10 protein-coding genes and 4 pseudogenes are annotated in these 16,662 nt (G+C 47.6%); 8 read left to right on the top strand and 6 right to left on the bottom strand.

Annotated features, from left to right (window positions below; all coding sequences use genetic code 11):
- Positions 1-3,241: sensor histidine kinase (locus tag EJF25_RS11715; RefSeq protein WP_148098097.1), on the bottom strand; the 3,241-nt coding region annotated here is incomplete at its 3' end.
- A gap of 902 nt (positions 3,242-4,143) precedes the next feature.
- Between EJF25_RS11715 and tnpA the strand changes: the two genes are divergently transcribed.
- The 3 genes and pseudogenes from tnpA to tnpC all read left to right on the top strand — a co-directional run bounded on the left by tnpA (position 4,144) and on the right by tnpC (position 6,595).
- The gene (gene tnpA, locus EJF25_RS11705; RefSeq protein WP_004308135.1) at positions 4,144-4,578 is read left to right on the top strand and encodes an IS66 family insertion sequence element accessory protein TnpA; all 435 of its coding nucleotides are present in this window, start codon (positions 4,144-4,146) and stop codon (positions 4,576-4,578) included.
- A gap of 4 nt (positions 4,579-4,582) precedes the next feature.
- The gene (gene tnpB, locus EJF25_RS11700) at positions 4,583-4,927 is read left to right on the top strand and encodes an IS66 family insertion sequence element accessory protein TnpB (RefSeq protein ID WP_074759520.1); all 345 of its coding nucleotides are present in this window, start codon (positions 4,583-4,585) and stop codon (positions 4,925-4,927) included.
- 82 nt (positions 4,928-5,009) lie between these two features.
- A pseudogene (gene tnpC, locus EJF25_RS26590) lies at positions 5,010-6,595 on the top strand (IS66 family transposase).
- 274 nt (positions 6,596-6,869) lie between these two features.
- Here tnpC and EJF25_RS25100 read toward each other — a convergent pair.
- Complete coding sequence (locus EJF25_RS25100; RefSeq protein ID WP_133303669.1) at positions 6,870-7,067, bottom strand: hypothetical protein; 198 nt, start codon at positions 7,065-7,067, stop codon at positions 6,870-6,872.
- Here EJF25_RS25100 and EJF25_RS25665 point away from each other — a divergent pair.
- From EJF25_RS25665 to EJF25_RS11660, 5 genes and pseudogenes are all read left to right on the top strand, one after another.
- Positions 7,042-7,491, top strand: a pseudogene (locus EJF25_RS25665) (hypothetical protein); the annotation flags it as partial. The gene EJF25_RS25100 and the pseudogene EJF25_RS25665 overlap by 26 nt on opposite strands.
- 207 nt (positions 7,492-7,698) lie before the next feature.
- Positions 7,699-8,821 (top strand): annotated as a pseudogene (locus tag EJF25_RS11680) (helix-turn-helix transcriptional regulator).
- A 346-nt stretch (positions 8,822-9,167) separates the two neighbouring features.
- Positions 9,168-10,373 (top strand): hypothetical protein, encoded by a 1,206-nt coding sequence (locus EJF25_RS11675; protein ID WP_004308143.1) that lies wholly within the window; start codon positions 9,168-9,170, stop codon positions 10,371-10,373.
- 33 nt (positions 10,374-10,406) lie between these two features.
- A complete protein-coding gene (locus tag EJF25_RS11670; protein WP_004318665.1) occupies positions 10,407-10,676 on the top strand; it encodes a hypothetical protein in 270 nt (89 codons plus the stop codon).
- Between the two features lie 65 nt (positions 10,677-10,741).
- Positions 10,742-11,870 (top strand): annotated as a pseudogene (locus EJF25_RS11660) (transposase); the annotation flags it as partial.
- Between the two features lie 154 nt (positions 11,871-12,024).
- Here the strand turns inward: EJF25_RS11660 and EJF25_RS11655 are convergent.
- The 4 genes from EJF25_RS11655 to EJF25_RS11640 form a co-directional block, all read right to left on the bottom strand.
- Positions 12,025-14,184 carry a BACON domain-containing protein gene (locus EJF25_RS11655; protein WP_004308145.1) on the bottom strand — a complete coding sequence of 720 codons (2,160 nt, stop codon included), beginning with the start codon at positions 14,182-14,184 and terminating at the stop codon, positions 12,025-12,027.
- Positions 14,185-14,267: 83 nt separating this feature from the next.
- Complete coding sequence (locus tag EJF25_RS11650) at positions 14,268-15,158, bottom strand: Lcl C-terminal domain-containing protein (protein WP_125041248.1); 891 nt, start codon at positions 15,156-15,158, stop codon at positions 14,268-14,270.
- A gap of 54 nt (positions 15,159-15,212) precedes the next feature.
- Positions 15,213-15,719 (bottom strand): hypothetical protein, encoded by a 507-nt coding sequence (locus EJF25_RS11645; RefSeq protein ID WP_004308147.1) that lies wholly within the window; start codon positions 15,717-15,719, stop codon positions 15,213-15,215.
- The gene (locus tag EJF25_RS11640) at positions 15,720-16,628 is read right to left on the bottom strand and encodes a fimbrial protein (protein WP_004308148.1); all 909 of its coding nucleotides are present in this window, start codon (positions 16,626-16,628) and stop codon (positions 15,720-15,722) included. It abuts the gene before it with no gap.
- Between the last annotated feature and the right edge of the window lie 34 nt (positions 16,629-16,662).

The raw sequence follows: 16,662 nt of genomic DNA, 5'->3' as shown, positions 1-16,662 counted from the left end.
GCAAATCGTCATTGTCCTCCACAATAAGAATACGCTGCCGGTCCCCGCCGGTCATTGTTGGAAGGATCTCACGCATGGGGCCGCAATCCGGTCCCATGCGGGTTTCCCCGGTATCCTGTTTCCTGGGCGAAGCAACGGGGCATGCCTTGTCAAGGCGTCTGCTCCTCAGGGGAAAAATAACACATACCATGGTCCCCTTCCCCTCGGTACTGGTAACGCGGACCCTGCCTCCGTGCAGCCTTACCAGCCTATGTACCATCATCAGTCCGACACCGTTTCCCGCCACTTGCAGATTGACGGCATTACTGCCCCTGAAATGGTTCCTGAACAGTTTCTTCCGTTCCTCAGGTGGAATGCCAATCCCCGTGTCTTCCACTTCCACACCCCATACATGCCGGTCCACGAAGGCACGGATCTGGATACTCCCGCCCCGTGGAGTGTACTTCAGTGCGTTGGACAGTATATTCTTCAATATAGAGTCCATTTTGTCCTTGTCAAACCGGACATTCAGGTAAGGGAAGCCGCTCTCACGGGTGATATCGATGTCCCTGATGGAGGCATATGTGCGGAATGCCTCACAGGTCGTCTCCAGATAACTGTTGAGCTCATATTCCGAGACATGAAGTCTCAAGGTGTAGTTGTCCGTACTCTCGAAATCTATCAGGCTGGTGACCAATCCCAGAAGTCCGTCCACGCTTTTCAGGGCCATCCGTACATTGTCCATCCCCTCCGCCTTCACCATGTCTTTCTCCACCACCTCTTCCAGCGGAGCCTTGATCAGCGTAAGCGGAGTACGGACATCATGGGCAGTATGTATGAAGAAGCACGTCTTTTCGTCTGATATCCTTTTCTGCCTGCGCAACATGGCAACGCGAAAAGACACCACCCCAGCCAACACACACAATGACGCATATCCGGCAATGGCCCATGTACCCGCCCACAGCGGCCGGGCGACACTCAGACCGAGGCTTCTTTCCTCATACACCTTGTATTTCTCCTCATTGGAGACGGCACGGATACGCAGGGTGTAGTTGCCTGGGGGCAGGCTCGTGAACTGTATCCGCCCGCTCTGGACCGGATGGCTCCAGCCCTCGTAGAGCCCCTCCAATTTCCATGAATATAGGATGTTCGAGGGATAGTCGTAGTTGATGGAGACAGCTTCCAGGGAGAAGGTATTCTGGTCATATGCAAGTTCCAGCCTGACGGTATTGTCAATATCCTCCCTCAAGGGGGATCCCTTGTCCCCGGGATAGACGGGGCGGTAGGAGATCATGAAATCCCGCAGGAGCATCCGAGAAAAATGCGGGGCGGGTATCCTCATGTCGGAGGGGAACATGACGGCTCCGGTGTTACTCCCGAACACGAAGCTTTCCCCGTGCCGGAAAGTGGATACCCCGGCATTGAGGCATACGCTTGCCAGCCCTTGTTCTGCCGTCCAGTTTCTGAAAGTGCCGCTCTCACGCCGGAACAGGGCCACGCTGTTTTCGGTCCCCAGTAGCAGGGTGCCGTCCGCACGGGGGACAATGGTATGGATGTTATTGGATATCAGGGCGCAGTTCTCGGTCTGGTATTGGCGGACGAACCTGTCCTCCACGCTGTCATAGACGAGAAGTCCCGCCCCGCCGGTGCCGATATACAGGAGCCCGTCCGGTGCCTGGTACAGTGCATAGACATGAACCGCCTCGACTGGAAAGGCGATATGTCTGCAGGTCCCCCCGTGCCCGTCAAGCAGGTACAACCCCATGCCGGTACCGATCCACATCCATTCCGGAGCCTTCTCCAGTATGGCGGTGATGGGGCCCGGGACCGGGTACAGGCGTACTGTGCCGTCATGGGGATCGAAACGTTTGAGATTGTGGCAGCCCCCTGTCCATATACATCCTCCGGAATCTTTTCCGATGTCATTGATATACTGGTCTGGACGCCCCTCTGCTGCAAAGGAGGGGGGAAAGTATTCCACCCTCCCGGTTTTCTTTTCGATCCTGTACAGGCCCGAAGCGTACCCGCCGGCGCAGATGACACCCGGCGAGACCTCGCAGAGCGTCAGGAAGATATGGTTCCCGCCATCCTGTATCCCATCGGACCGGCTGAGAAAGGAGCGCCACCGTCCTACCGCAGGCTGCAGCAGGCTGATCCCGTTGCTGGTGGCGAACCACAAGTCGCCTTCGCTGTCTTCGATGACATCATGCACCTGATCGTTAACCAGCGACCGGCTGTTGCCCGGTGAGTGCCGGAACCATTCATAGCTCTGGTAGCGGTTATTCCGGATTGTGACTCCGGCGGGGTAGTTGGCAAGCCAGATACGGTCCCCGCCATCCACATAAATGTCATTGATATTGTCTCCGTTCATGCCGTTGTGGCTGGCGTAGTCGGCGGTTATATAGGGTTTGGGCACTAGCGAGTCCATATCCATCCTGTATACCCCCCTTCCGCCCGTGGCTATCAGCAGCTCCCGGTCATTGAGAGGGGTGATCCGGTTGACGGCCACATTCCGCAGCGTACTGCCTGCGGACACTCCGTATACAAGTATGCCCTTCCTGAAGGTTCCCACGAACAGTTTCTTCGAACCGGGGTGGTAGTAGAGTTCGCTGACCGGCGTCCGGATGCTGTCCGTGTCCGCAAGCGCCTCAAGGACACCGTCCCTTTCCCGTACCGGAAAAAGTCCGTTCACGGTACCGATGAAAAGGTTTGTACCGTCCGTCTCGCTGATAGCGGTTATATCACCTCTTAAACGGGAGACCAGCCGCTGCGCAATGCCTGTGCGGGTGTCATAGCGGATGATATGGTCACCCTGACAGAGCCATATGCGGTCCCCACGGTCCATATAGGCGTAACAGAGCATGCCCGTGGCGAAGTCATCCTGAAGACCGGGTATCCTGTATACCATCCGGAAACGGTCATGGAGGGTGTCGTAATGGAAAATACGGCCTTTCCTTCCCACAACCCACAGCGTGTTCTCCGTGTCGGTGTAGAGCCAGTTCAGATTGACTTGCGGGGCCACCTTCAGATTGCCGTCAAGAACAGTGTAATGCCTGATCCGCTTGCCGTCATAACGGTCCATCCCCTCCTGGGTGAGGAACCACATGTATCCCCTCCCGTCTTTTTGGATACGGTAAATCCTCCGGTTACTCAATCCGTCCTCTATTCCCAAGTATTTATATATCTGGGCTCCGCACATGGAGGAAATTCCCAGCATGAGGAATGCGGACAGTATTCTTCCCATATTCCGAACACGTGTCATTCTGATGTAAATTAGACAACAACTGTTGCAAATATATAAAAATATAAATTAATATACAAATTTAAACATAACCTCGGATGTCGGCATCAGGCGGTATGTCCTCAATGTCATGTACCCCGGAAAATAGCTGCATACGGGACCGGCCCATGATATGAACATATTCCGAGAGGCGGTTGTTCAATTGACCCGACGGAATTATGGCTTGCCGGGCTCGGGACTGTCCGCAAGGGTACGTTGGTCCGGTGTGCGGAATACCATCCATACCTCCGGTCCGAATTTATATCCGCGGGTGGTACAGGTGCCGGTCGAGGTTTGGCAGCCCCCAATAAAGCGGGCCGAATTGTTTGTAAGCACTCTTACCCTCATGCCCGATTTATAGATAATCTTCCAACAGTAAGAAGTTATAATTCGCATTTAAGAACAATGGCGGGCATTTCTTGTTAATATTATAATCATATAAAAGAGGCGCATCCGTTAGTGCCAGATTTGTTCACCACTTTCATCGTTGCGTATCGTATTGCGAGTTGTCCGTATCAGATGTTTATCCCCTCTTTCTTAAGACTTCCTGAGAACTGCCTGGGAAAGGACGGCTTTCCGCATTGCGACTTCATCCACAGCCCTTGGCGGTATAGCCATGCCTTTCACGGGGACTACGGTTGATTCATGCGACACAGCAGATTCCGGTGCTATAACAGGGTTGCCTACATACTTGTGCCTCTTTTCAGCTTGCTGTCCAGATCCGAGTTGCGCACTTTACCCGCAGGTTGGACGGTTGTACATAACAATATTGATCTTTTTGGGGGCTAAAAGTCGAATATCCCCTTAAAGTAAGCGCCTGAGTAAGTACATCTTCTACAGTTCATTTTCCCTCCTTACTTTTGCTGCAAAAAAAATAATATCCTATGATGCAGCGACGTAAACACATGATGAGCAGAGAAAAATTTATCTCCGTTCTTTTCCGTCAGCAGCAGAGTGGTTTGTCCATTGCTGATTTTTGTGAGAATGAAGGTTATAGCCGTAGTAGATTCTATCTTTGGAAACAAAAATACGGTATAACGGAGCGGGAGTTATTGGCAGAAGCCTCCCGCTTAGGGGTTAAAGACAGCTTTGTCCCCATAGTAATCAATGGCGACACGCCATCCCCCGGTATATCTCACGAGGCTCCCCTGCCATCTCCCCAGCCTAGCGTCCCCTTTCCCTTGAAAGGAAAGGACAGCTCTGAAATATCCTTGGAATTACCCAACGGATTGAAGTTGAAGTTTAAAGGGTCTTCCGGCTGTGAAGCTGCCCTGAATCTGATCTCTAAAATATATAATGCCAATGTTCTGCCTAAATGACAGCATGAGATATTTCCTGTGCCCCGGTTATACGGACATGAGGAAAGGTATGTTCACTCTTTGCGGCCTTGTGCATGAGAGGATGGGAGGCGACATCAGAAGTGGGGAGGTATTCATTTTCTACAACCGTTTCCGGACCAAGATAAAATTGCTCCATGCCGAACCGGGCGGTCTGGTCCTTTATGAGAAACTGCTTGAAGAAGGCACCTTCAAGATACCCGCCTATAATCCTGCCACCCGTTCTTACCCCATGACCTGGAGTGACCTGGTCGTTATGGTGGAAGGCATCAATGAAGATGTCAGCAAAGGCAGGCAAAGACGGCTTTCCAATTTGAAAAAGCATTGGTAAAACAGTTGTAAACAAACAGCTTGAAGGCTTGTTTTTCTTGTTGTTTTTGACTATCTTTATATCATCAAAAAAAAGATATTGAATGGCAAAAGAAGATGCAACCGGACAAGCTGTGGAACCCTCAATGGAGCAGCTGCTGGATATCAACCGTAAACAGAGTGAGATCATCTCAGCCCAGGCAAGGACCATAGAAGAACTCCGGGGTACGATAGTTGAGTTGAACGCCTCCCTGGCATGGCTGAAGAGGAAGGTGTTCGGAAAGATGAGTGAGAAATGCAAGCCTGTCGATAACGGAGACCCGAAGCTCCCTTTTGACTATGGCGACCTGGAACAGATAGAGGCGGAAATCGAAGATGCCCGGAGCAGGGCGGCTGAACAGATTACCGTCCCCAAGTCCCGGGCCGCCAATAAAACGCCGCGCCGTAACCGGGTCGTCATGGATAACCTTCCGGTTGTAACAGTCGTCATCGAACCGGAGAATGTCGATTTAAGCAGATACGTCAAGATAGGCGAGGAACATACCAGGACCCTTGAGATGAAACCCGGCTACCTCTATGTGAAAGACACGGTACGTCCCACATACGCCCTGAAAAATGAAATGGAGGCCGTTGATAACGGAGAAAAGGCTGTAATAACCGCTCCCATGCCACTGATGCCCATATATAAAGGTATGCCAGGGGCTTCCATGCTCGCTGAGGTCCTTTTACAGAAATACGAATATCATGTCCCGTTCTACCGACAAGTGAAACAGCTGGAACATCTGGGTGTGAAACTGTCCAAAAACACATTGGACGGCTGGTTCAGACCGGTCTGCGAGCTTCTCAGGCCACTTTATCTGGAACTCAGGAAGAAAGTACTGGCCGCAGATTACTTCCAGGTTGACGAGACCACGCTTCCGGTTATAAACCACGACAGGCATAAAGCCGTAAAAGAATACATCTGGATAGTCCGAGCGGCTGTGCCGCGTCTGCCTTCTTCCATTACGACAACGGATCGCGTTCACAAAAAGTTGCGGTCAGGCTTTTGAAAAACTTCAAAGGATATCTCCAAAGTGACGGCCATCCCATTTATGACGCCTTTGAGGATGGGGAGGACGTATGTCTGTGTGGGTGTCTCGCGCATATCCGCAGACATATAGAGCTGTGCAAGGAAGAAAATCTGGAATATGCCATGCAGGGACTCAAATTTATCCAGGATATGTATAATGTGGAATACATGGCGGATAAACAGGAACTCCCGTATGAAGGACGTGCTGAATTACGCCAACGTCTATCCAAACCGATGCTTGACAGCTTTGAACTCTGGCTTAAAAACACATACCCTAAAGTTCTAAAACGAAGTCTTATGGGAAAAGCCATAGCCTATGCCTACTCCCTGCTGCCAAGAATGAAACCGTATCTCCATGACGGAAGAATTTTCATTGACAACAATCGCTGTGAGAATGCCCTGAGGCCACTGGTCATATCAAGAAAGAACATGCTGTTCTGCGGAAACCACGAAGCGGCTGAGAATACGGCTATAATCTGTTCCTTGCTTGGCTCATGTAAGGAACGTGGTGTCAACCCCAGAGAGTGGCTGAATGATGTGATCAGTAAACTCCCCTATTATCTGGCTCCCAAATCAGACAGAGACCTGAAGGAACTGCTACCGGATGTATGGAGAAAATAATCAGGACAGTTCCGGGAAAATGCAGGAAAAAACGGGAAAAAGCGAGACTGACACTCAATGACAACCCTGAGATAAGTTGGTATATGGAAATTGAGATGCACTTACAATGGAGTGCATCCCACTGAAAAATTGAATGCACAAGATGTAGTTGAGCAGTCGCTTACCCCTTAAAAACAAGGAGCTGACGCATGTGTACAGCCCCTTATTTTTTGTATAGCCCGGCCTCCTCTGGCATATTGCCGTTGCTTCCATCTGTAACAAGCAAAATCAGAATCTATATGCGGAACTTTTTGTTCCCGTAGCTGAGAAAGTCCTTCGTGGCATATTTCACACTGAATGGTCCGTAGTCACCGAGAGCCGAATGCGCAATTTGCTTGTCCGGTTCTGTCACATGCTCGACAGGTTCTCCCGTAGTATCAGTATCCTTGTATGACATAGGCTGCATGCTGGCGATGGCTGACCCGGTAGCCACCGCACGCAATTTCCTGAACGCATTGGAGAGGATTCCGTCCATCATTGACCAGTACAAGGCGAAGAACGAGGTGCAGGAAAAGGAGGTCTCACAGTTGTAGGAGATAGCCGGGAAGGTATGGAAGAAGGAGGACGAACTGAAACAGTTGAAGTCCGAACTTGCAGCACTCGACCGAAAGATACAGTTGGAGCTTGAGCCGCCTACGCCCGAAGTCGCCGAAAAGGAGAATGACGGACAGGAGGTCAAACCGGATGCGGAAGGTGTACGAAACGTATCTCCACAACACACCGAAGATGTGCCGCAGATACGCAGCTCGGTGAATGAACGCAGTCCGTCTGGCAATTTTATTGCCGACCACATCATCATCGGGCGGCCGGGATTCAACGTCCGTGACGAGTGCAAACCGAAAGGTATAAAAATGTGAACGAGTGTGCGGATATATATGGCAGGATTGGGAACATACCATTCCTTTTCCTGCTTTTTCCATCAATATGACATAATGGCAAGGATACCATACAACAAGCCCTCGATTATATCAAAATAGGGTGTTGAAAGTAAATCGTCATGGCAAATCCGCCATATATTCAGTATTTTCGCTAATTTTGCATTCAAAATAGTTAGGCATAATAAAATGGAACCATCTATATACAGTTATTCACTTTGTATTGCGCTACCGTTGATGTTGTTCTTCGGCTTTTATTTTTTGTTGGCTCCAACCTCGGAAAAAGCCATTTTCAATAATTATCTGCGTTCCCGGCGAATTATGGGGGTAGCCACTGTTACTTGCCGCCAACTATTCGGTACATTTCTTTTTTGGAATCAGGTTCAAGAATACCGATGCCGCCATCCTGATGAACCTGTCCACCTATTTTTTGTGCTACTGGTTGTTCAGTTCGGCCCTCACCACTCTGCTTGACCGCTTTTATATCACCAAACGTCGGTTACGGACGCATATCTGTCTATGGATACTGTTTTCCATCCTTTCCGGCATCATTCTGCTGTTGTTACCAAAAGGTGGTTTACAGACAACGGTGATGTTTGCCTTGGCCGCATGGTTGGTTATCTATGGGCTGTTCTTGACCCGTAGGCTTCTCCGGGCCTATCACAGGGTCATCCGCATTTTCGATGACACCCGTGCGGACGACATCGGTGCCTATATCAAATGGCTTTCCATTTTCACCTACTGGGCTGTCACATTCGGGGTGGGATGCGGACTGCTGACATTCCTGCCTGATGAATACGTCTATATCTGGATTCTGTCATCGGTACCGTTTTACATTTATCTCTTCCTTTGCTATCTGAACTATCTGCTGTTTTACGAACAGGTGGAAAACGCGATGGAAGATGGCATGACTTCTGAAGAGGAAGACCTGTGTGACACCACAAACCGGGAACAGGCACAGAGGCAGGATACTCCTTTTTTCCATGCCGAAATAGCGAAAAAAATCAAAGGTTGTATCGATGCGGACGGTTATATCCGGCCCGGCCTTACCATAAAGGAGCTTTCAGATGTGCTTCATACCAACCGTACCTACCTGTCCGGGTACATCAAAACTACGTATGACATGTCGTTCCGCGATTGGATTATCGGACTTCGTATAGAATATGCGAAACGTCTGCTTGCGCGATATCCGAGGTTGACGGTTGCCGACATCTCCGAGAAATCCGGTTTTTTGTCACCAAGCCATTTTATAAGGCTGTTCAAGGAAAATGCGGGCTGTACCCCTAAATGGAGGAAAACAGAGGCGGAATAATACGGTGTGTTATGGATGGAGGAATAGCCCAAACGACAAAAAATAGCCTAAACTACAAAACTAAAATGTTCTAAACCACAAAGATGTGCGATTCTGACAATTGAGACAATTTTTATAGGCAAGAATCGGGCTGAATTTAAATCTTTTCGCTTATTTTGCACTTGTCGGTTGAGCCTGCGTCATCTCCAAAAAGAGTAAAACAGGGTTTTATGGGTGATTTTAACGTGTGTAAAAGAAAATGCTACCCAAATAACTTCAAATAAAGACAACTCTATTTCAAGCGGCAAATGAGTTCTACAGCTTGAATTTGAATAATACAAACAATAGGATTCTCCTTTAAAAAGTCATGAAAAAGATTCATTTACTTCATTACTTATTGTTGTGCTACATGGTTCTTGCGGTAGCTACATCGTGCGGCGATGACGAGGATGACTACGCCCCCGACAATGTAAATGATCCCGAGAAACTAACTGATCCTTTGCCTACTACCGACCAGTTAGGCGTAACACACAACAACACGCTTTATTACCTTTCGTTCTGGAGCAAAGAAGACCATATGATATCCGAGAACATGATAAACCGTTACAAGGAGGCGGTTCCTTATGCTCCGGGAAAGAAGATGGAGGTTGGCGACGCGTTCTTCTTTACCCGGCAGGACATTGACCGGATTCAGTCGGATACCGATTTGCTGGCTGACATCAAGGATATGTTCCATAAGCGGAGCATCGTGATGATGATGGAGGGAGGAACGAACGAGGATTTTAATACCGTCTGCACGTTGCTGGATTGCTATAATCCTTATGCGAAGGAAGATGAGTCTTATTCGGACGAACTGCCGCTGTGGGTATTTTCTGGACCGCTTCCGTCGGCGAGCGGATTCTATTCCAAGCTCAATGCGCTCAGTACTGCTACCGGAGCTGATGGCAAAGAATCTGTACAGACGATTAATGAATACGGGCAGGGATTTCATTGCGACATGACAAGTCAAAGTTTACAAAGAGCCCTGGAACCGAAAGCTCCGTCAAACGGTTCGTCGGATTTGAAAAACTTGATATCTGCCTATATCGTTATCGGTCAAAATAGCTATACCGCACCTCCTGTTCATGGACATGAAGGTAAAGGGACAACCGATAATTTTCAAGTAGAAGCTAAGATATGGACCGCTTATAGCAAAGACCGGAAAGAACATTTTTATTTGGTAAATCTGGGTTTTATAGCCTATGTAGAACCTTCTTTTTATGGAGAATGGCATACCAAGGTCAGTACTCTGAAAATGAAAGGGTATGGCTTTTGCCTGACTGACGTAAATTTGGAATTCGCTCCGGTTCACCCGAATGGTGCCATTATTCATGCACATTCCCCGCAAACTACGGAACGCCAGAGCTCTTATACCAGCAGTGTCTCTTTCGAGTTAGGAGGAAGTGTCAGTGTCACTGGACCAGAGATTTCAGGAGGAATAAGCATTTCCAATAGCCATACGGAAACAATAAATGATATTGAAGTTATCAATAGAACCAATCCGGCCCAAGGAAGCCCACAGCTTAGGTGGTAGTTTAATTTACGCGAACCTTCTTCACATTTTAATATGTTTTGTTACGCGTCGAGTGCTGTCAATGGAGGTGCTAAGGCCGGGATAACCACTTGTAGCTTGTCCACAGATTTTATTATTTCTGTACCTGATGGAGCTGACAACGAATGGAAAGTAAGCATGTATCCAACACTGAAAACATATTTCTTTAGTGACCTTTTTGGATTCCATGATCAATATGAAACGCTATTTGATGATGCGGCAGAAAGCTGGATTGGCATCGAAAAAGTTTTTAACTTGCCGACTGTCGATCTGAAAGATGAATGATTTGTTACGTTGATATTAATAATTTCTAAAGTTATTGGATTATGAGAAAAACATTCTTGGTGATGAGCAGGCTTATCGATTTATTTGTGGATATCTTGCCTATAGATGAGCTTGGGTTTAAACATGTCAAACTTCAATCAGAAGGGAGACCACCGTATAATCCTGCAACATTACTAAAATTGTATTTATATGGTTATAAGCACTCAATAAGATCATCAAGAAAGTTGGAACACTTCCTGTAAAGTAAATGTGGAATTATGGTGGCTATTAGGAGGCTTAATGCCCTCTTTTCGGACAATTGCTTATTTAAAAAAAAATAATGCGGAGGCTTTTAGAAAAGTCTTTAGGCAGTTTGTCCTTATGCTAAAGGATATGGGTCTGATAGAAGGCGAAACCATAGGTATAGATTCTTTCAAGATATTTGCCCAAAATAGTCTCAGAAACAATTATACACAAAAGAAGATAGACAGACATCTTGAATATATAGATAACCGTATTGAAGAATTTGAAGTAGCTTTAGATAAGACTGATAAAGAAGAAGAAAAAGAACTTCTTAAATCTAAGATTAAATTACAACAAGACAGGCGTAAGAAATACGAAACTCTTGATACGGAATTGAAGAATAGTAATGATACTCAAATAAGTCTAACAGACAAAGATTCAAGAGCATTAATGTTAACCAATAATGTATCAGGAGTTGAATATGCGGTTCAAGCAGCCTTTGATAGTAAACACAAATTATTGGTTCACTCTCATATTGGAGCATCAACTGATAAAAGAGAACTATCAACAGCGGCATTGACCGTCCAGGAACTACTACAATTAGATTCGTTCAACACACTTAGCGATGCCGGTTATACTAGCGGCGACCAACTACAAGCCTGTAAATATTCAGGAATATGTACTTATTCATCGCCTATGCCATCAACATCACCTAATTCGAATTCCATACCACTGGCTGAATTTCATTATATAAATGACGGAGATTATTATATCTGCCCTTGTGGAGAACAAATGACAACAACAGGGAAATGGAGAATCCGTCCCAATTATAGATCAAAAGTATATAAAACATCAGCTTGTGTAAATTGCTCAATAAGAGAAAAATGTACTCAAAATCAAAATGGCAGAGTAATAGAAAGAAGTGAATATCAAGATGTAATAGATGAAAATAACGCCAGAGTTATGAATCATCTGTTGCAAGGGCGCGCAGCAGACATTCGTAATGTCGCACAACTTCCGCCTCTTCACCGCCCTGACGGGAACTGCCACAGCCCCCCAAAAACAGTCCAAACAAAAAGACTAAAACAGTTGATCGTTTCATGGTGCTGTTTGTTTAATGGTTAAATTACTGGTCATGCACACAACGGACACTACCGCCCAGCAGATAATGATAACCATAATATTCATTAAACCCTGCAGGTAACCCGGCCGGACTATGAATGTCATTACCGGCACCATGCATTAAGGCCCATCTATTACGATTAACCCTATATGTGGGCGCTGTTTTTCCAGCTCCGATATCAGGATTCCAATATATTCCTGTATGTAATACAGAGGCAGGAGAATGTCGTTGAGGTGATGAATATATCATTGGAGTTTGTGTCCAGATAGCTAAAACGCCTTCTTCATATCCACCATCGGGGGCAGATATGGCTGGAAAAGACTTAGCTATTCCCGCACCGCTTTCTATCAATCGAGTAAATACAACAGGATAAGAGCCTGTTATAGACTGTATCAGATTAATAACCTCCCAAGCCGTAGGGAGTCGCCAGCCATCGGGGCAGGCACGTTGGGGAATACTGCCATAATAAATGGGTCCGACCATAGCTGGTGCCAAAGAATATGAACGAGGACGAGCAGCCATATTAGGACCTCCTTCCCTACTGGCGTCTATCATCCAACAAACACCACCATTACCCATACGGGTAGTCTGATAGTTACTGCCACCGATACGCATAAGTTTCATGGAATTTCCGAAACCACAAGCCGGTTGCTGGCTTACATGCAAACGATATTCCAATTCGTTAGCAGAATTTCCTGTTCGTATGGAAAGGACAGCACTACGCATATTCTGGGTAAAGTTCTTACTGTTTGCCGAAATAGTAACCGTGGCTGGTACTCCCGCTGTACCCGAGGTTTGGCTGAGTGAAATCCATGAAGGTTTTCCGGTTATTTGCCAATTGGTATTCTCTGTAGTTATATTTACGGGTAATGAAGCGACACCTATTTGGATATCACCGTCAAAAGCGAACACCCGTTTGTCCACCGTCAGCCGTTTGTTCCCTCGTACTATTACTTCTTCTTGTACCTCGTTCCACGGCACGATACGGCATTTAAGGGTATGGTTTCCTTTGAAAGCTTCCTCGGGAGTTTGGGCCGGCAACCCGTCCACACTTTCCACTTGTACTTTATATTCATGATTACGCAGAATATCCATCGGCACTCCCGAACCGTAGTCCTTGAAGTCGAGGCGGTAGTAACCGTCTACCGACGGCTTAGAGCCGGTGAGATACGGCTTCACGTGCATAACCAGACAAAGGTCGTCCAGCGCATTCCCGCCCGAGGGGCGGTTCTTGTTGTCCACCTCGCACAGGTAGAACGTCTTTTGTGAGCCGTTGAAAATACCGATATTCCCGGGTGACACATCGCTGTTCAATGAGGTGAATGTACCCCGTGTCTGCCGTGCCCCGACGGGTACGGTGGGAGTATTCACTTGCTTGCCCGTCACATTATAGTTGTCCGGTGCAATGCGTCCTTTTGCCCGGTAATTGTACAGCCGCAGATCGTTGTAATAATAGAAAAAGCCTTTTAGGTCGGATTCAAGAGGATTGATAAGCGTGAACTTAGCTACCGCACGTATCATCGTCACCTCTTGGGGAGCGCCAGAGGGAGAGAAACCTTCGCCCACCGCTTGGTTGGGAAGCTCGCCCCACATGGGTATGCCATTCGTAAAGTCGGGTGCGGCATCCGTTCCGACATCGAATGCCAGGCGGTTCATTACCCCCTCTTTCTGTTCTCCGAATGCAGCAGCAAGGGTATTCACCTGCTCACGGACATTGGCAAGCACCACGAGTGTCTGATGTTCGGGAGCTCCCATCAGCTGTACACGTACGGTTTGTGTGCCGATATCGTATGTACCCTGTGCACGGTAGAAGAATGTACCTTTCTTTATATTCGTAGGATCTGCAGGATCAACCTTGAATGAAAGTACATCTACAGTATTGATTCCATTTTCATCTATAGCACGTGTCAGCGGCGCACGCGTTTCGGAACTTTGCGAGGTGTTCATTTCAGCAGCCTGTTTTGAAGCACCGGTTTTAAAGTTCAGGTAAATAACGGCTGTATGTCCGTTCGCTTGCGGCACCGACTGCTCCGCATCATCACTGCAAGCGGTCGGAAGGAGCGCCGCCATTGCAATCCACAGCACAGCTGAGGCATGTCGCCTCCACAGATATGCCACACGGGTGAAACCGGATAAACCGGAAGTCTGAAATCCTATATTCATTTTTCTTCTTTTTTTAGTAATATATCTATTTTTTATATCAACTTTCTTACAAACTAAATTGCATCGGTCATATACCGTCTTACTTATTTATCGGCGAACAGACGAACGGAAAACCCGTGGTGTTTAACGTCTCTGTAGTTCGCGAACGCAGAGTACGAGTAGAAAGACACGTTCCAAGCATTGCCGAGGAGGCTGGGAAACTCCGTGCTCGACCAATACCGACCATATTCGCCTCGGGCTTCGAGCAAACCACTCGAAATGAACGTTGGGAAGGAGATATAACCGGCAGTCGGAAAAATACGAACGACAGCCTCGGAAGTATGGCTATCCCACCAAGAATCATTATTGATAGTGCTAATGTTTCCTGTAAATGCGCTGCCCAAGTAAACACAATCCACTTTCAATAGGGAAGTAAAGTCATGGTTGGCAAACGAACCCACGCGGGTGTAACGGTAAGCACAAACCATATTATTATCAGTAGCAAGAGGGAAATCGGATAGGGAAGAATCATCGATAGGATTACCGGTACCTTGTTTGAAACGCAGAGCGTAACAAACACCGTTACCCGAAGAGAAATAATCGTTGGCGAAAGTTTTTTTGATGCCACCGAACTCAATAGCCTCGTTGACATTAGAAGTATTAGTAGGGGAATCATATTGGGTATTACCGCTGTAGGAGAAAACGCCCGTCAACTCCCAGCGGGAAGGCAGGTGGTAACCATAACCGGGATGCCCCAGTTTAAAAAAGACATCATCAAAGAGCTTCTTGGCATTTGGATTGTAAGTATCATTATTCTCTCCTGTGAGCACGTACCAATTATAATAACCGGATTGGTCATTGCTATGGCTCGAAGCCCAATGAAGATTAGGGTCAGTCTGGGCTGCAGTGGGAGAAATACCCGGAGGAACGGAAGAAATGAAAGGAGAATTATAGATAGAGCCACCGGCGAGGTTATATTCGGCAACATAATCCAAAGGCGTACCGATCTGCTTAATATTGATTTTAGTATAAAGTCGTCCAGCCCGTATCTACAGATAACCATCCTTGAATCCCTTGCCATTCGTGATGGCCTGCAATTCCTCCGTAACCGGATTGGTGAGAGTGGCGCCAGCCGCCCCACTGTTTTGACTGGGTTTCAGCCATGAATTAGAAACTGAAATTGTTGTTCCGTCGGCATTATAGGCACCGACCTTCCACCCACTGGGGTAATTGGTGCGCACAGAAAATTTGTTCTGTGTGCTTGTGGCATCGTGCTTGCCTTGAAGTGTCATCGCCGTTCGGGTCACTGCCAAGAAATGCCCCGATTCATTGAACGTTATATCTGTGAATGCGTCTATCACGATGGGCACTACTACGATGTTATGGTTGGTAAAGTTGTCCGGGCTGGTTACAGCCTCGTTCAAAGTGGCAAACCCCGGCCCTTTCACTTCCTTGATGGTGAAAATATAGCGGTGGTTGCGCAGAATGGGCATGTATTTACCCTTTTCGTAAGGACTCGTGCCACCGCCCTTGATACCGTCCCATGTATAATCCATTCAGTAGTAGTATTCTCTTCCTTGATAGGCAAGATTTATAACTATACAAGGACGGCTGCCGCCGGAGATAGCCGACTGTTCATTCAAATAATAAGTGATGACATTCGGAGATGCGGTGTTTGCAGTTCCCTCAAGCGGGTGCCCGCCACTGACTGCTGGCTGCGATGTGGCAGGCAGTGTGGGAGTCATGTATCCCGACTGTGAAGCGGTGGTATTGTATGTAGCAAGATCTACCCAAACGCGTCCGTTGCCTACGGAATTGACGAAGTAAACCTTTCCCGCAGCTGTCGTGGCTCCCGAAGTTGTAGGATTGATGATATCCACCTTCGCCAGCATGCGGATAAGCGGTATTTCCTGCGCAATGGTTTGCGACACACCGGCTTTCAGTTCAAAGCCTCCCGCCGGGGCATGCTCGCCGTACATGGGTATGTATGTGCCCGTACCTTCTTGTCCGAACCTACCCACGACTTCCACTTGCTTAAGAGCATCATAGGTGGAACCGGCTGTTATATTTGCCAGTTCTGTTTGGGCATTAGCTATGAGAGCTATACGTTTGTATCTGCCCGCAATAACGGGCACAGAGAAGTATTTCGTATCCGAAGAGCCTGAAAGTGTATGCAACGAGCTGCCCAGAATATCATATTTCACCTTGACTTTCTCCGTACCGCCTTCATCGGCAAACATCAGTACGGTAATCTCTGTTATCCCTTTCTCGTCTACACCACGAGTATTCGCCGCCCGGAAATCGGGAATCCTGACAGAAAGTGTCACTTCGGCCGTCTCACCTTTGCCGGACACGGGCGGAACAGGAAGAATGAGTTCGTCTTGCCGGCACGAAAGTACGAGCGGCAGTAATAACAGGACCGACAGCAGGTTGCGGAACGGTATGATGATTGAACTACTTGGCATAATATATTGTTTTATGATTTGCATTTCATGATTG

It is taken from the genome of Bacteroides faecalis, assembly GCF_003865075.1.
Taxonomy (GTDB): domain Bacteria; phylum Bacteroidota; class Bacteroidia; order Bacteroidales; family Bacteroidaceae; genus Bacteroides; species Bacteroides faecalis.
This window is presented reverse-complemented; position numbering and strand designations above follow the sequence as displayed.